The sequence below is a fragment of the Bradyrhizobium sp. USDA 4503 genome, assembly GCF_054055815.1.
Genome location: NZ_JBSRXS010000001.1, coordinates 4,452,539 through 4,467,968 on the forward strand (window position 1 = coordinate 4,452,539; position 15,430 = coordinate 4,467,968).

Sequence of the window (15,430 nt, forward strand, 5' to 3'; positions counted from 1 at the left end):
TAAGTGTTCCGATGAAGAGGCAATTTTCATTTATTCCTTTGGCCGCTCGCATCGCTACTTTCCTATTGATTGGAATGCCGACCGCGCAGGCGAAACAGCAATGCAGTGCGGTGATGCCCCCAAATCTGCGCGAGTATTGGTCTTGGCGCCTCATCGACGGACGAAAATGCTGGTACGAAGGCAAGCCCATGCTTTCAAAATCCTTATTGGAGTGGCCCGCGCGGATTTCGACGCAGGCACGTCCCACCGAGGAGCTTGCAAGCGCACTCATAGAGAAGCCCAGCGATCTGATCGGCTCAGAAGAATGGACACCATCTCGCCAAAATACCTTCGATGCCTTGTGGCGCACTAGGGTTGAACAGCGGTAGGGCTTTGACCTTCAAATTAAGCGAGGCTAACTTTCTCTTCATCGCTGAGGCTGTAGGACTCGGTGACTGGTGTAATCGACGTCGGCCATGCATCGATCGATCGAACCAATACTGTAGCTTCGTCGATCTCTTTCGCTTTCGATTGCCGTGAGAGCGCCATATTTTCCAATGAATGCGCACAGAACGGCAGCCCCGCAGAAAAGTAGCTAATTCTCCATACCGCCGATGAAACTGACCGCAGATCGTCCTTACGTCGGTCCCGAGAAAGCCGCCCGCAGGATCATGGAGCACGCTCGCGCATTCGAGCCGATCTAGGGCGGCCGGATCTAGATCGAGAAGATTAACTACCCAATGCTCTACCGGAATAAGCTACACCGGCTGAGTATTGGGCTGGCCTGAAGTATGCCGAGGAAACGATGAAGTGGCTCAAGTACCGCGAGAACGGCACCTTCGTCAGAATAACGCAGGCTGGCAATGACCCGTTAGGCTGATCGGCAGAGATAGGCGTGAACTTCATTATGACTGGCCTGCGGAGCGAATTGCCCGGATTGGCCGGCTGAGATTCTGACAGGTCAGTTGCAAGCTAGGCTTCCGCGCCGGCTGCGCAACGGATCTCATATGACGCGTGCCTTCGTGGTGAGCCTTTGCACGGCAGCCGGCTCCAGAGCAAATAGAAATACCTCAATGGCACGCCCGGGGAGAGACAAAGTGCAAACTTTTCCGGTCCCGCGCGAGGTTCAGCATTGAGCGGTCTCCCGACCCGGCCGCAGATGGCCGGCGTGCTCTCGCGAGCCAACTGCCCGAACTCGGTTCCGGTGCGCGGGCCGGAATAACCCGACTAAAACCAAGCCAAAAAATTTTTGCGGACGCTCTTGAAACTGATCGCCGTTTTTCTAATTGGATTTTTGCCGCTTACGCGCGGTACCGGGCGCCAAGTTGGGCTCGGCAAAGCAACCAGGGCGCCGGACAGGTGTCTTGCACCTCGTCTTGCGCTCCTTCGTATCCATCTTGCTCTCTGGAGGACTTGGCTATGAGGACATACGATTTCGCTCCCCTGTGGCGTTCGAGTATTGGATTCGACCGCCTCATCGATCTTCTCGACGAAACCCAGCATCGGTCCGAAGACAACTACCCGCCCTACAATATCGAGCGGCTCGGAGAGGACCGTTACCAGATCTCGGTCGCACTGGCCGGCTTCAACCAGGACGAGATTTCGGTGACGGCTGAGCAGAACGTGCTGACCGTGGAAGGCCGCAAGGGCGACAAGGACCAGCACGAATACCTCTATCAGGGTATCTCGGCGCGTCCGTTCAAGCGACAGTTCAGCCTCGCCGACTACGTGCAGGTCAAGTCGGCAATGGTCGAGAACGGTCTGCTGCGGATCGAGCTCGTGCGCGAAATCCCCGAGGCCATGAAGCCTCGGCGTATTGCCATCGGAAGTGGCGCTCCTGGCGGACAAATCACGCAGAAGGCGGCCTGAGCCCGCTTCCTGTTGGGCCAAAACACGCACGGACGGTAACCGTCCGTGCGCTGACCAGCTGCATGTCAAGTTAAGGAGGATATCATGGGTATTCGGGATCTCGTTCCCTGGGGCAAAGGGCAAGAACTCTCAACCGGACGAGAGGCATTCGATCCGTTTCTCATGCTTCACCGTGAGATGAACCGTCTGTTCGATGACGCCTTTCGCGGCTTCGGCTCATTCGGTCGCAGGAACGCTCCGTTGATGGAGGGCCAGTTTAGTTGGCCACGCCTGGAACTGAATGAAACCGATAAGGAGGTTACGGTTTCCGCCGAGCTTCCAGGCCTCAGCGAAAAGGATGTCCAGGTTGAAATCGCCAACGGCATCCTTTCAATCCGGGGTGAAAGGAAAGCAGAACGCAGCGACGATTCCAAGTTCGTCAGCGAGCGATATTACGGCTCTTTCGAGCGCCAGATTCCGCTTGATGGCGTCGAGGAAGATAAGGCGAAGGCCGACTTCAAGAACGGCGTCCTCACTGTGACGCTGCCGAGGTCCGAGCAGTCACGGTCGAACGTCAAGCGTATCGCGATCAACAGCAACTAACGTCAGAGGTCGGCGGCGTATGACCGTCGCCGACCTCTATATTCAAGCCTTCAGCAACGCGCCTCTGGGCGAACGGAGAAACAGGAGGCACGACATGAGCCATGTCAATCGCAATGCCAACATCAATGAGTCGCTATTTCATTCAGTATCCCACTACAATTCACCTGGCGATGTATTGAATGACGCGCGGCTCTCGACAGACGAGAAGCGCGTCATCCTATCGTCCTGGGCATCGGATATGTACGTCATCGAATCGCAACCGACCCTGCGGGAGATCCCTGGCATTCCACATCGGTTGCGCCTCGCCGATATCCTGGCGGCGCTGAAGCGGCTGGACGACGAGGAGGATCCGCCGCCGCGCGGTGGAATGGCGATGCAGCTGCCTCGGTTGAGCAAGCCGGTGCGCGCCGTTTGCGATTCCGAACGACATGCTGCGACGAAGCGGCATCGGCCGTTGAGAGTATCCCGCGCGGATGCTCGGTGGACTCGCGAAGCAAATGTACGGCGGTACCGGCGGCTGTTGGACACTCAACTGACTGACGCAGAACGCAACTTCATCAGGCGGCGTCTTGTCGAGGAATTGAAGGGCCTGATCACCTCCCGGAGCGAGCGTCGTCACAAAAACTGAGCCCGGGACCGCGCAGTGTACGATTAAACTGTCGATGGAGGCAGGAAAAGATGGCAGCAGATCCTTTAGCTCAAGCGAAGATGGGTGTGGAGGCCCTTGCACTGTGTATCGCAGGTGTCTTGTGCGAACGTGACCCATCGCTTTTGCCCGTATTCCAAGAAAGTGCGAGGACGCTTCATCGCATTCTCGATGATCGTGGAGATCATGAGGCGGCAGCAATGATCGGCGCGTTTGGTCGAGCACTAATCAAACGTCCTCCAATCCCAAATTGACAATGGTGACCATAGCACTCCCATAGCTCGTGGGCTAAAGCCTACCACTCGAGCTACGCCGAAAACTGGCGCATCGCCTCCAATCTTTTCATGGGTGACCTCCGGTGAGCATGTTCGCGCCAGAGTTCTGTAAGCCCATCTGGTCGACGACAAACGCTCCCCAATCGCCTCCCTGTTCGCCGCAACAGCCCGGGCCCCGATGGCGTGTCTTCCGCGCCCGCGGCCAATTCTACACACAAAACGCGAAAACGGCCCCAGCTTGGGGATCGCTGAGGCCGTCGTTTCGTCTGCTGGGGGCGCGGGTGCCGGTGAGCAAGAGCCACCTCGGTTCAGGCAGAATGCCGGTACATCCGCGGCAGCCTGAATTGCACTCGACGTCGCACTTGCCGAGAGCCTCAGGGGGACGCATACAAGCGACCCCGGCGCTGGGGGCACCAGGGTCGCCACTCAACTCCCGGTCGGGGGGGCACCTGATCGCGGGAGCAACGAATTGACTCTTCGCATTCCCACTTGTTCCCGAGGCGTTAGCAAATCAGCAACGTGATCGGCGCAGGCTTCTCTGAGGGACGGGATCGTTGGGGACGCAGCACGGTCACGTTTCGGAGGAGCTGGCGCACCGGCCCTGAGCGTCGGCTCCTCTTTTGGACCTTGTGTGAGTTAGGCAACAGCCGTCACTCCGGGTACCTGTTAAGCAAGTGACGTTGGGAATTTCAGGGCCCTAGCGCTGGGAATGACAGGGCGCCGCCGGGACAAACCATTTCGGGCCCGGCGGCGTAGTTTTTGAGATTTGCCACGCTGACGCATGAGAGGCGTCTCAAGATGTCTGGCGACAAGATTGCTACAAAGACCGTGCTGTTAGCGCTGGCCATAGGCATTGCCATATGGGCAACTATGGGGGCGCCCGAGCCAGGCACAAACTCGCCGATGCACGTCGCCAGCAGGCGATGAGGCCCTGCCTGCCCGTCTGGCGGTTTAGTCTCCTAGGGACATCGGGCGCTGTCGCTTTAGGTCGGCGTCATTCGAGCGGTAGAGAAAGCGCGGGCAGCGGCCTATTGCCCTGCTCGCAACCTGTTCGCCCCTTGAGCGGCAGAACCGGCGTTGAGGCATCCGCGGCAGTCCGGCCCATGAAATGGATCAGATTAACGCCCGATGACCACTCCACATAACCAACGGCCGAAAAGGCAAGCGCTCCCACGACGAGAATACTGAGCACTGAAGCAGCGGCTGCTGACGCCAACCTTTGGCTGCTGAAAAACGGCATCACAATTCTCCGACACCGAGTTGCCACCCATCGGTGCATTAGGCCGACTTGCGATGATCGCGTGTGAACGGCCTCACATATCACGCGCACTTGATGCGTCATTGGCCCGTGGCACAGCCCCTGCAGTTTGCTTGGTGCTGGGGATTTCAGCGTCCCAGTTCAGGAGGGAAACGCCGCCGGGCGTGTATTATTGAGACCGGCGGCGTCTTTTTCTTGAACCAGCGCGAGCTAGCCCGTTTCAGGCCGCCTCGTCGTCTTCATCTTGCTGCTCGACGTTCGGCCACTCGGGCATTGCGTACCCCGTGGCCCGATGACTACCCGCAAGCCCACAGAACTCAGCGACTGCAACGAACAGATTCTGAAAGGCGGCTTCGTCTTGAAAGTAGAACTCGCGATCACCCGTACAAAGCGGACTGGCGTGCCGGAATGCAACGAGTGCTTTTGCCTTCGCGCCCACTCTGCATGCCGCGCGTAGTATTCGCGCACTAACGGCTCAAACTTCGCAGCGAGCCCGATGAGTTCAGCATCGACCCGCGGCCACCCACCCGGCAATGTCGGGCGGTGTCCATTGTCTGCGTGGTCCAACCCGCAATCGTGATCACCATTTCGCCAGTCAACCCCGACAAGATCCAACACGGTCGCAGCGCGCGATGACGGTTACCACGAAGGATCATATGCATATTCTCGTGGAGCTCGAAAAACTCTTTCATTGACCGGCGGCGCGCCTTGACCCACGCTTGCGTATCCTGCGCGGAATGGCGAATTCCTAGCGGCTTGTTTTGCGTCGCGTGCGACCTTCAATCCCACGACGGCTAGCGCTTCAGTGCCAGCTTCGACCCAAGGCGTCGGTCAAGCCCAGAGCCTACTCCTTCTTAGGTAAGAAACATTTACGTACCGCCGCAGTCTTCAACTCGTCAGGATTTTGCACTTTACATCCTGGAGCTAGAGCCAACGGCCCGTGTGTATTTTAAGCGGGCGGCGTCGCGCCCTGGTCAGGCAAACCACCTAAAGCCGGAAGCGGCCGCCATCGAGTTGGTGGCCGGGAGAGCGCTGACACCAACGCAGAGCTTGCTGCGCCCGGAAGACCAACCTCGACATTTGGAACATTCCGGGCCTTACCCGCCTGTTCCGAAATCCAGAACGAGATTACCAACGTGACGGACGAACTTGAATATCTAGCGCACCGATTGGTGATTATCGAGCAACCCGGCGGCGGGTTCTTGGTGGAAGCCACGCCGATCGCTGGCGGACAAACGATCAGAACAATGACCTATCAACGTACCCAGGAAGCGATCGCTGCAGCGAAACGGACAATCGACAAGCATCTCGAAGGTAGGGGACCTGCCAATTTGGCTCGCTATTAGTGGCTTTGGCGGCGGAAGTTCCATGCAGCCCCTTGGGAAAGATGGTAGCGGGGGAGGGACTCGAACCCCCGACCCCAGGATTATGATTCCCGTGCTCTAACCAGCTGAGCTACCCCGCCATGGGCTCGCCATCGGCGGCTGGTGAGCCGCGGGTGCGAACGCGCGGCATATAAAGAGTGGCATGCGCGCCTGTCAAGCAAACCCGGACGGGGCAGCAACTTATTGCAGGCAGAGGCTATTTCGGCCTCACCGATGGGTCGCCGCCGGGGCTGCCGGGCGGTGGAATCACCGGCGTGTTGCCGCCTTGCGGGGTCGGCGCACGCATTTCGGGATCGACCCCGGCCGGCGGGCACAACACCCCGTCGGATTTGGCGAGCTTGTCGCCCAGCGGCTGGCTGCTCTGCCCGGTGGTGGTTCCCTCGGGAGCCGGCGCGCCGGGATGCGACGGCTGCTGCTGCGGCGCGCAATTCGCGGCGGCGCGCTGCGGCGCCGGCGGCGCGGTCTGTGCCGGCGGCGTGGCTGATGTCGGCGGCGCCTGCGCCGCGGCAACAGCAGGTGCCAGCATCAGCACACAGGATAAAGCGAGTGTTCGACTGATCCTCATGACGAGAAAACCGTGACGACGCGTCGATGTTCCCTCGCAAAATCGCCGCAACCTCACGATTTGCGGAAGCGGATCAGCGAGAAATGCCCCATCGGCGGCATCGGCCGGCGCTCCGCAAGGCTGACCCCGCCATGCTTCGCCGCCCAATTGGTCAGCCGCTCCCACGGAAACTCCGGACGCCAGCCGAGCCGCCGTGCCAGCGGCGCGAAGGCAAGCTCGAAGACGCGGCGGGGGCCGCTCTCGGCGCCGATGTGATTGACCAGGATCAGCTCGCCGCCGGGCTTCAGCACGCGGATGAAATCGTCGAGCGTCGCCTCGGGATCCGGCACCGCGGTGATGACATATTGCGCGACCACCGCGTCGAAGAACGCATCCGGAAATGCGAGATTCTTGGCGTCCATCACCGCCAGCGCCTCGACATTGGTCAGGCCCTGCGTGCGCACGCGCTTGAGCGCCCGCCGCAGCATCGGCTCGGAAATATCGACGCCGCATAGTTTTGTGGTGCGCTTGTATTCCGACAGCGAGAGCCCGGTGCCGACGCCGACGTCGAGCACGCGGCCGCCGATCCGGTCGGCTTCCGCGATCGTCGACTGACGGCCCTGATCGAACACCTTGCCGAACACCAGATCGTAGATCGGTGCCCAGCGGCCATACGCCTTTTCGACCCCTTCGCGGTCGATGTCCCCAGCCATTCCCCTGCCCCGACGTTTCTTCTGTCTATCCGCGAACCGCTTCCGCAAGCGGCGCCAACACGTCCTGCGTCGCGGTCCCCATTGCGCGGCTGGCGCTTGCACTTCTGATGAAGCCGCCGCCGAGCACACGCGCCTGCCCGGAGGCGGCGTCGTAGAACACGCAGGCCTGGCCGGGCGACACGCCCTCCTCGCCGGCGACGAGCTCGACCTCATAGCCGCTATCGACGGCGCGCAACCACGCCGGCTGCGGCGCGCGCGTCGAACGCACGCGGACATAGATCTCGATGCCCTCGCCGATCACCCGATCCAGCGCGCCGTCGCCGATCCAGTTCACGTCGCGCAGCGCGATGCGATCCATCCGCAGTGCCTCGCGCGGCCCGACCACGACACGGCGCGTCGCCGCATCGAGCTTGACCACATAGAGCGGGCTGCCGGAGGCAATGCCGAGCCCCTTGCGCTGGCCGACGGTGAAATGAACGATGCCCTGGTGCTGGCCGATCACATGACCGTCGAGATCGACGATGTCGCCCGGCGCGATCGCATTCGGCTTCAGCCGTCCGATGATGTCGGTGTAGCGGCCGGTCGGCACGAAGCAGATGTCCTGGCTGTCCTGCTTGTCGGCGACCTCGAGATCGAAGTGCCGCGCCAGCTCGCGGGTCTGCGGCTTGGTCATATCGCCGAGCGGGAAGCGCAGGAAGTCGAGCTGCTCGCGCGTGGTCGCGAACAGGAAATAGCTCTGGTCGCGATCGGCATCCGCGGCACAGACCAGCGAGCGCGATCCGTCGGCAAGCCGCCGCGAGGCGACATAGTGGCCGGTAGCGAGCGCCTGCGCGCCGAGCTCGCGCGCGGTCGCGAGCAGATCGCGAAACTTGACCGAACGGTTGCACTCGATACACGGCACCGGCGTCTCGCCGAGCGCGTAGCTGTCGGCGAAATTGTCGATCACCGATTGCTTGAAGCGGCTTTCGTAGTCGAGCACGTAATGCGGGATGCCGATCCGCTCGGCGACATTGCGCGCGTCGTGGATGTCGCGGCCGGCGCAGCAGGCGCCCTTGCGATGGGTCGCGGCGCCGTGGTCGTACAGCTGCAGCGTGATCCCGACCACGTCGTAACCCTGCGACTTCAACAGCGCAGCCGTCACTGACGAGTCGACGCCGCCGGACATGGCAACGACGATCCGTGTGTCTTCAGGGCGGCCTTCGAGATCCAGACTGTTGAGCATCTTTAAGCGGTCATTGGTCACTGTCGCGGCGAGCTTAGACGCTCCGCGACGATATTGGAAAAAGCCTTTTGTCCAGAGAGCCTTAGAACACATCCAAGGCCGGTTCGGTCGGTTCAGACGCGTTGGAGGCCACCTTTAATATAGGCCGTATTCCGGTGAGGCAATCCGCGGAAGCCGTGCGGCGCCGCGCCTGGACGGCAAATCTTGCCGCCGGGCAAAAAGGAGACCTGCCGGGAACCCGTTCCAGCCGGCCAAGGCACTCCATAACCTTCTGAAATAACTCAATATTTATTACCATCGCCGGTTGGCCCACTCCTTGCTGACAAAATGCCGGAAGTCTCATTTGCGAGGGTTGGCAGTGGTCAGCGTCACGTCGGAAGCATTGGCAGGCCGGTCTTTTCAGGGCGCGACGCAGCGGTCGTCGCGGCCTGATCCCGCTTCGCAGGCGGGGAACGACGGCTTTGCCGCGCTGGTCGACAGCAACACTGCGTCCGCAAACGACAGCAGCCGCTACGACTCCCAGCCGGCGCCCTCGCGGCGGTCCGACGATCCGCCCTCGACGACCGACGCACGCCCCCGCGACACCAGCACGGGCCCCGACCGGACGTCGCGGGATTCCGCCAGTTCTCGGGACGACAACAAGGTCGACAGCGACAGCGACGCGCCGTCCAAGACCAAGTCGAAATCGAAATCGAAATCGGACGACTCGACATCGAGCTCCGATGCGAAATCGACCAGTGACCAGCCGGACGCGACGCAGGCTACTGCGCAGCAGGATCCCGGTGCGGCAACCGTGAATGCCGTGATTGCTCCTGTTGCCGCGACACCGGCGACCGCCCCGACACCGGCGGCCACCGCGCCGTCCGACCAGCCGGCCGCACCACTCGCGATCGCGGCGGCGGCCATCGCGGCAAGCTCGGCCATCGCCGGCACCGGTGCGGCGGCCGGCAGCGGCGCGCCTGCCGGCGCCGACACCGCAGCGGCGGCGGCCACCACAGCGAACGCCGACAAGGTCGCGAAGGCAGCCGGCGTCAAAACCGACGCGCAGATCATCACCACCGCCGATGCGACGACGGTTCCGGGCGCCGCGACGGCGACCGGCGATGCGGCACTCGCCGCCACGCTTGCCGCCGGAACGCCCGCCGCGAAGACGACGACGCAGGCCAAGGCGCAGGTCGCCACGACGGACGCGGCCGCGACGGCGCCTGCCGATCAGGACGGCGCAGCCCAGGGCAACGCCAACACCGCGCAGGCCGCTCCGACCAACATCGTCCCCGCGGTCGCGCAATCGGCCGCCGCCGCCGGCAAGGCGAAGGCCGCCGCGGACGGTGCAGCCGATGCCATCAAGTCCGATGCGAAGGGCGACGGCAACGCCGCGCCGACGGTCGGCGGCCAGGCGGCTGTGCAATCCCCGCTCGCGACGCCCGATTCCAGCGCTCAGGCGCCCAATACGTTCCAGACCCAATTGGCGACCACCCAGACGACGCCGTCTGCGACCGCACAATTGACCGTGACCAACGCCGCGCAGAGCGCCGCCGTGCCGCTCAGCGGGCTTGCGATGCAGATCGCCGCCTCCGCCAAGAGCGGCAAGAGTCGCTTCGAGATCCGGCTCGACCCCGCCGAGCTCGGCCGCATCGATGTCCGCATCGATGTCGATCGCAACGGCCAGGTCACCTCGCATCTCACCGTCGAACGCCCTGAAACGCTGTCGATGCTGCGCCAGGACGCCAACCAGCTGCAGCGCGCGCTCGACAATGCCGGCCTCTCGACCGGCAATGGCGGATTGCAGTTCAGCCTGCGCGACCAGTCGCAGTCGGGCCAGAACAACAATGGCCAGTCCAATCCGAACGCCCATCGTTTGATCGTCACCGAGGAGGACAGCGTTCCCGCCGCAGCGGCGGGCCGCTCCTACGGCCGTGCAACCGGCGCCCTCGGCGGCGTCGATATCAGAGTGTAAGGAGTTCACCATGGCAGTCGATGCAACCATGCCGACGCCCGTCGTCTCAGCACCGGGCACCAGCAACGGAACGAACTCTGGAAGCAGCAGCGGCAGCGGCCTGACGACCTCCTCGCAGGGCATCGCCGACAATTTCCAGACCTTCCTGACGCTGCTGACCACGCAATTGCAGAACCAGAACCCGCTCGACCCGCTCGACACCAACCAGTTCACCCAGCAGCTGGTGCAGTTCGCGGGCGTCGAGCAGCAACTGAAATCCAACGATCAGCTGAAGTCGCTGATCGAGATCGAGAAGAGCGCGCAGTCGACCCAGGCGCTGGTCTATGTCGGCAACACGGTCGCGGTCGACGGCAGCAAGACCCAGTTCGACAAATCCGCGACCTGGAATCTGGTGTCCCCGCAAGCCACCAGCGCCACCATCACGATCACCAGCTCGACCGGCCAGACCGCCTATTCCGGCAATTTCAGCCTGAAGCAGGGCAACGCCAGCTTCGTCTGGGACGGCAAGGGCAATGACGGCACGCAATGGCCGGCCGGCACCTACACGCTGGCCGCCACCGGCAAGGATTCCAAGGGCAACCCGATCGCCATCTCGACCGAGGTGCAGGGCGTTGTCGACTCCGTCGACCTGACCGCCTCCCCGCCGCTGCTCTCGATCGGCGGGCAGACCTATACCACCGACAAGATCAAGCGCGTGGTGCGCGGGGCGACTGGCTCGAGCTGAGCACATTGCCACGATCCGTAGCTGCGCTGTGAGCGGGCGACCGCGCACACCACACTGTATCGTCGTCCTGGCGAAAGCCAGGACCCATAACCACTGCATTTGGTAATGAACGGGATCGTGGCCCCAGCGTCGCGCAACAATTGAGAGTTGGGGTAATGGGTCCGGCTTTCGCAGGGACGACACTGAGTGTGTGGCGCGGTTTTTGTGGTCACACGATCGCATTCTCGCGACATGATTTGCCCGAGCTTTGCTGTTCGTTCCGCCTTCACTGTTGTAGGGCGCGCAGGGAAAAGCCGGGTGCCGATCGCGACGGTTCCATGCTATAGCCACGTCACTTGGCTGCTTGCTGTGGGGCTCGACAATGCCGATCAATCGCTTGCTGAAGACGGGCGAATACACGCCGGAGCAAATCGAGCTCTTCAACAGGGCGTTCAGCCTGGCGCTGCATTCGATGGGTCTGGTCGATCGCAACGATCCGCTTTGCGAGATCGTGGCCCGCAAGGTCATCGAGATCGGCAAGACCGGCGCCCTCGACGCGAAGGGCGTCGCGGAAGCGGCTGTGGCCAGCATCGGTCTCTGACGACCGACGCGGTCGATGGCCGCTGACGGAACGGCGCTTGAGCGCGGGCCGCCGCCGTTGCAGGCGGCCCGCCATCAGAGCGGCCTCACTCGACTTCCTGCACGACCGTACGGGTGTCGGGATCGACCAGCATCACGCGCTGGCCGGTATAGACATAGCGATATCTGGTGAGCGACGGGCCCCAATCGGCAGGCACCGCTTCAAGCTCGACCTCGCGCGGCACAGGCGAGCCGACGACGATCCTCTCCCGCGTCTCGACGGGACGGATCTTGTGTTCGGTCACATAGCTGTGGATTCGCGTGCGATATTGCGGCTCGATCTGCACTGTGGCGGCATGTCCGGCACCGGTCGTGCCGACAATCGTGCTCTGGGCGAAAGCGCCCGTCGACGCCAATACGGCGGCAACAGAAATCAGAACCAGCTTCTTCATAACGTCCTCCTCACCGCTCCATGCGGCGTTTCGAGAACCGCGACAGAATGGCAATGTTCCTAACGGAAGATCCCGATCAATCGCGTTGCCGGCGCGCTCCTCGCGCCAAGGCGTTCATCCGGGAATGGACGTCTTGTTCGGCTGGTCCAGTGTTGGCGCGTCCGGACTTTCGCTCTCCGCATTCAGCTCGACCTCGGCCGCGTGCCGGAATTCCTCGTCCCTGCCGTCGGGCTTTCCGGCCTTCTCCCAGAGCTGCCGCGCGTAGTCCCGGATCTGCTGTTCGGTGGCCATGTCATTCCTCGAGAATTCCGAGCTCCTTGCGAACCGTCACGGCCGAGTCACCGACCTTCTCGACGGCTTTGCGCAGCTGTTCGCGCGACACGCCGAGGGCATGTGTCCAGCATCTCACCTGAAGCAGATCGTGCATGTTGATCTTCGATCGATCGAACTGCTCTTTCCTGGTCAGGCGCTTCGTCACTGAACTTCTCGCGTCAACCGCTCGGCCTGAGCCTCGGCCGTTGCTGGCGATCCAATCTTCCGGACAGTCATTTGTTCCTTTCTGGATGGCTGGGTCCTCACCCCTCGGAGGAACATTCTCCACGAGCGATACTTCAGTCGTGAGAGGCAGCGGGCGGCAGCACGAACAAAGGTAAGCCATGACAGGCATTGCAGACAGGATCGGCGGACGGGTCAAGCAGCTCATCGCCGAGATCATCAACGATGGCAGGCTTGCCGAGGAAGGCGCGCAGCAGATCAAGAAGGCCGAGAACGCGCCGCCCGCGAAGCCGTTCGGCAATTTGGACAAGCTGACCTAGATGCCCAGATACTTCTTCCATCTCGCGGGCGACATCCCCGCACACGACGTTGTCGGTCACGACTGTGCCGACGACAAGGACGCCCAGGATCACGGCAGCTTCATCGCTCACCGGATCGGGACTGAAAAGCCGGAGATGGTTCGCGACGGCAATTTCATTTCGGTTCGCGATGCGGGCGATAGCGAGCTCTTCCGCATCCCGCTGGCTTCGACGAGCGTCTGACGGGGAGTGATCGTTCTCATCTCGGCTCGGCTCGCTTCCCGCAGACCGACGCTGCCGGCCGATGTCCGGCATTCCTTGGCCGGCCCGCCGCATGGTGCTCTCAAGGACGCGACCAGGACAGGCCACGCCCCGCCGTTCAATAGGAACAAACGACGACGAGCGCGGTTCGGACCTACATCAGGGTTGAAAACACCAATTGCACACATGAAACGCCGTAATCGCTTCAAGCAAACCACGACGCTCGCATACCGCCTCATTCAGCTGGAGGAAGCGGCCCGCGCGAGGGCTTCGCATCTGCCTCCCGGCACCGAGCGGGAACGACTTCTCAAGAAGGCCCGCGAGGCCGAGCGCGCCGTCCAGATCGACCAATGGCTCGCCACTCCGGGAGCAGAGCCGCCACCATAGCGCTTCGATTCACATAAGTTGTGTCGATTCACATAAGCTAATGCGCGCACAGCCGCGAGAGGCGTTCGAGGCTCGGGCCCGCCCCAACGTCGGGTTTTGCCCCAACGAGACTTGCAGCCGGCCTCAACCCACCTCGCCCTTCGCTCCGGAGCGCCCCCAGGCAGCATCTCGCGCACATGCCGATCAGGGGCGGCGGCTCAGTGAGAGCCCTTTCGTGCGAGCCGCACACCGCGTGGCGAATCGCCGAAGCGGGCTCGGAACAGACGGTTGAAATGCGAAACATCCGAGAAACCGACCTCGAGCGCGATATCGGAAATTCGCCGACGGCCGGCATCTGGCTCGGTGAGCAATTTGAGCGCCCGCTGGAGGCGCAATTCATTCAAGCGCTCGGTGAACGACGGGCCTGATGACGCCATCAGGCGCTGCAGATAGCGCGGCGAGATGCCCTGGCCACGCGCAACCGTTTGAACGTTGAGCCCAGGCTCCTCAAAGTGTGCGGCGATGTAGTCGAGCATAGCACGATGCCGCGCAGCGACGACGGCGCTCGCGCTGCTCTCGCCCAACGCAGCACACTCGCCGATCGCGAGCGCGATGAGATCGTGGATATGGGTCACGACTGTATCGCGAAGCTTCGGCGCGCTCAGCGCTTTCGTCTTAAGCACCGATTTCAGATATGAGATGAACAGTCGGAATGCTTCTGTCCGGTGGCAAATCGGCCGCATGACCAGACCTTCGACGTCGGTCACGCGCTGCGCAAGCGCCTCGCGCGGCACGGCCAGGCCGAATTGCAACCCGTCGATATAGGTGACGCTGGCGGGCTCGGAATGCAGAATTGCAATTGCGTCGCCGGCGCGAAAATCGGCGTCCCGGCCGCGCTGCGATAGCTGACATCTGCCCGGAGAGCAGAAGATGACCCCGATGGAGTCATCGCCATCGGCAAGGTTCGCCTGCAAACGCTTGAACCGCATCGACGTGCCCTTCAGCGCCAGCATGCGCAAACCCTGAACCGCTCGCAGCGACGCATCGGCCTGGAATGAAACGTTCGATAGAGGCTCGATATCGGCGTGCACGATGCATCGGCCAAAGTGCTCGCGCCAGAGCGGGATACGAATGCGTTCCGGAAGCTCGCACGTCGAAAATCGATACGATGCGAAATTGGCTGCGTCCATCGGCATGGGGACCTCCAGCCTTCACAAAACGTCGGAATGAAATGTTGCGGCACTCCACAATCGGTATCTGCATTTTGCGATTCACGCACCGGTCTTCGCCCGATCCGTGCGCATGAGTCCAAGAAGCCACGTTACCGGTCTGCTAGTCTTGTTCGCCTGTGATTGATGCTGATGTGAACTAATTCACTTGGTGGTCAAAATATTACGTATATAATGACATCATGAAAATCGCGGCAAATTTCCCTTTTAAGAAGAAGCAGTCGCGATCGCTCTATTTGTAATTGCTGCCATCGGATCCGTTTCAAACATTCCTGGCAGAGTATAGCGCAAATCAGTGTCATGCCCCTGTACGCGGTCTCCTGGCTAAGTCGCCACGCGCAGGTCATTCAGTAGGACGACTGATATCGATTTTGGTTGCGTCGGACTGCCTGCGGCACTGTCGGTTATCGCCGCCGGTTGAAATGGTCGAAATCTGTCACGTGGGAAAGTCAACCTGGTGATCAAGAAGGCGTTCGATCATGTCCATCATATTCGACATGCTTTATCGTGAATACTGTCGTGCCCGCCTCGCCGAAATGCGAAAGCAGCATTTGTTGCCGGCCATCGGCGACGTCGCGCAGGCGGCGCCGTCGGAGGATAGCGATCCACCCGGTCC

Annotated in this window: 17 protein-coding genes and 1 tRNA gene; 8 read left to right on the forward strand and 10 right to left on the reverse strand. The window is 61.8% G+C overall.

The features are described from left to right. The first annotated feature begins 11 nt into the window (after positions 1-11). The 4 genes from ACVMIH_RS21505 to ACVMIH_RS21520 all read left to right on the forward strand — a co-directional run bounded on the left by ACVMIH_RS21505 (position 12) and on the right by ACVMIH_RS21520 (position 3,058). Positions 12-368: a hypothetical protein gene (locus ACVMIH_RS21505; RefSeq protein WP_156436219.1), complete on the forward strand. Its 357-nt coding sequence runs from the start codon at positions 12-14 to the stop codon at positions 366-368. Between the two features lie 1,030 nt (positions 369-1,398). After that, positions 1,399-1,848, forward strand: coding sequence for an Hsp20 family protein (locus ACVMIH_RS21510; RefSeq protein WP_057017338.1), 450 nt, complete (start codon positions 1,399-1,401; stop codon positions 1,846-1,848). An 84-nt stretch (positions 1,849-1,932) separates the two neighbouring features. Further along, positions 1,933-2,430 carry an Hsp20/alpha crystallin family protein gene (locus tag ACVMIH_RS21515; RefSeq protein ID WP_456863298.1) on the forward strand — a complete coding sequence of 166 codons (498 nt, stop codon included), beginning with the start codon at positions 1,933-1,935 and terminating at the stop codon, positions 2,428-2,430. Between the two features lie 19 nt (positions 2,431-2,449). Continuing rightward, positions 2,450-3,058: a hypothetical protein gene (locus ACVMIH_RS21520; protein ID WP_057017336.1), complete on the forward strand. Its 609-nt coding sequence runs from the start codon at positions 2,450-2,452 to the stop codon at positions 3,056-3,058. 1,287 nt (positions 3,059-4,345) lie between these two features. Here the strand turns inward: ACVMIH_RS21520 and ACVMIH_RS21525 are convergent. Further along, positions 4,346-4,591 (reverse strand): hypothetical protein, encoded by a 246-nt coding sequence (locus ACVMIH_RS21525; protein ID WP_456863301.1) that lies wholly within the window; start codon positions 4,589-4,591, stop codon positions 4,346-4,348. A 1,154-nt stretch (positions 4,592-5,745) separates the two neighbouring features. On the opposite strand from ACVMIH_RS21525, the gene ACVMIH_RS21530 reads away from it, so the two are divergent. After that, complete coding sequence (locus tag ACVMIH_RS21530; protein WP_156436216.1) at positions 5,746-5,955, forward strand: hypothetical protein; 210 nt, start codon at positions 5,746-5,748, stop codon at positions 5,953-5,955. 42 nt (positions 5,956-5,997) lie between these two features. On the opposite strand, the gene ACVMIH_RS21535 is transcribed toward ACVMIH_RS21530, so the two are convergent. The 4 genes from ACVMIH_RS21535 to mnmA all read right to left on the reverse strand — a co-directional run bounded on the left by ACVMIH_RS21535 (position 5,998) and on the right by mnmA (position 8,473). Further along, positions 5,998-6,074, reverse strand: a tRNA-Met gene (locus tag ACVMIH_RS21535). Between the two features lie 116 nt (positions 6,075-6,190). Continuing rightward, positions 6,191-6,559 (reverse strand): hypothetical protein, encoded by a 369-nt coding sequence (locus ACVMIH_RS21540; protein WP_076830031.1) that lies wholly within the window; start codon positions 6,557-6,559, stop codon positions 6,191-6,193. Between the two features lie 53 nt (positions 6,560-6,612). Beyond that, entirely contained in the window at positions 6,613-7,251 is a 639-nt protein-coding gene (locus ACVMIH_RS21545; protein ID WP_141343435.1) for a class I SAM-dependent methyltransferase, read from the reverse strand. Between the two features lie 25 nt (positions 7,252-7,276). Beyond that, positions 7,277-8,473 (reverse strand): tRNA 2-thiouridine(34) synthase MnmA, encoded by a 1,197-nt coding sequence (mnmA, locus tag ACVMIH_RS21550; RefSeq protein WP_057017334.1) that lies wholly within the window; start codon positions 8,471-8,473, stop codon positions 7,277-7,279. A 358-nt stretch (positions 8,474-8,831) separates the two neighbouring features. On the opposite strand from mnmA, the gene ACVMIH_RS21555 reads away from it, so the two are divergent. From ACVMIH_RS21555 to ACVMIH_RS21565, 3 genes are all read left to right on the forward strand, one after another. Next, positions 8,832-10,430: a flagellar hook-length control protein FliK gene (locus ACVMIH_RS21555; protein ID WP_456855318.1), complete on the forward strand. Its 1,599-nt coding sequence runs from the start codon at positions 8,832-8,834 to the stop codon at positions 10,428-10,430. Positions 10,431-10,440: 10 nt separating this feature from the next. Further along, positions 10,441-11,154 (forward strand): flagellar hook assembly protein FlgD, encoded by a 714-nt coding sequence (locus ACVMIH_RS21560; protein WP_456863303.1) that lies wholly within the window; start codon positions 10,441-10,443, stop codon positions 11,152-11,154. A gap of 376 nt (positions 11,155-11,530) precedes the next feature. Beyond that, complete coding sequence (locus ACVMIH_RS21565; protein WP_125459363.1) at positions 11,531-11,734, forward strand: hypothetical protein; 204 nt, start codon at positions 11,531-11,533, stop codon at positions 11,732-11,734. Positions 11,735-11,819: 85 nt separating this feature from the next. Here the strand turns inward: ACVMIH_RS21565 and ACVMIH_RS21570 are convergent, their stop codons facing one another. The 5 genes from ACVMIH_RS21570 to ACVMIH_RS21590 form a co-directional block, all read right to left on the reverse strand. After that, complete coding sequence (locus ACVMIH_RS21570) at positions 11,820-12,164, reverse strand: DUF1236 domain-containing protein (protein ID WP_028333446.1); 345 nt, start codon at positions 12,162-12,164, stop codon at positions 11,820-11,822. 114 nt (positions 12,165-12,278) lie between these two features. Then, entirely contained in the window at positions 12,279-12,455 is a 177-nt protein-coding gene (locus ACVMIH_RS21575) for a DUF2934 domain-containing protein (RefSeq protein ID WP_076830016.1), read from the reverse strand. A gap of 1 nt (position 12,456) precedes the next feature. Further along, entirely contained in the window at positions 12,457-12,642 is a 186-nt protein-coding gene (locus tag ACVMIH_RS21580) for a DUF3606 domain-containing protein (RefSeq protein ID WP_057017333.1), read from the reverse strand. A gap of 133 nt (positions 12,643-12,775) precedes the next feature. After that, complete coding sequence (locus ACVMIH_RS21585) at positions 12,776-13,294, reverse strand: hypothetical protein (RefSeq protein WP_156436214.1); 519 nt, start codon at positions 13,292-13,294, stop codon at positions 12,776-12,778. A gap of 509 nt (positions 13,295-13,803) precedes the next feature. Further along, a complete protein-coding gene (locus ACVMIH_RS21590) occupies positions 13,804-14,781 on the reverse strand; it encodes a helix-turn-helix transcriptional regulator (RefSeq protein ID WP_057017331.1) in 978 nt (325 codons plus the stop codon). Positions 14,782-15,430 lie beyond the last annotated feature (649 nt).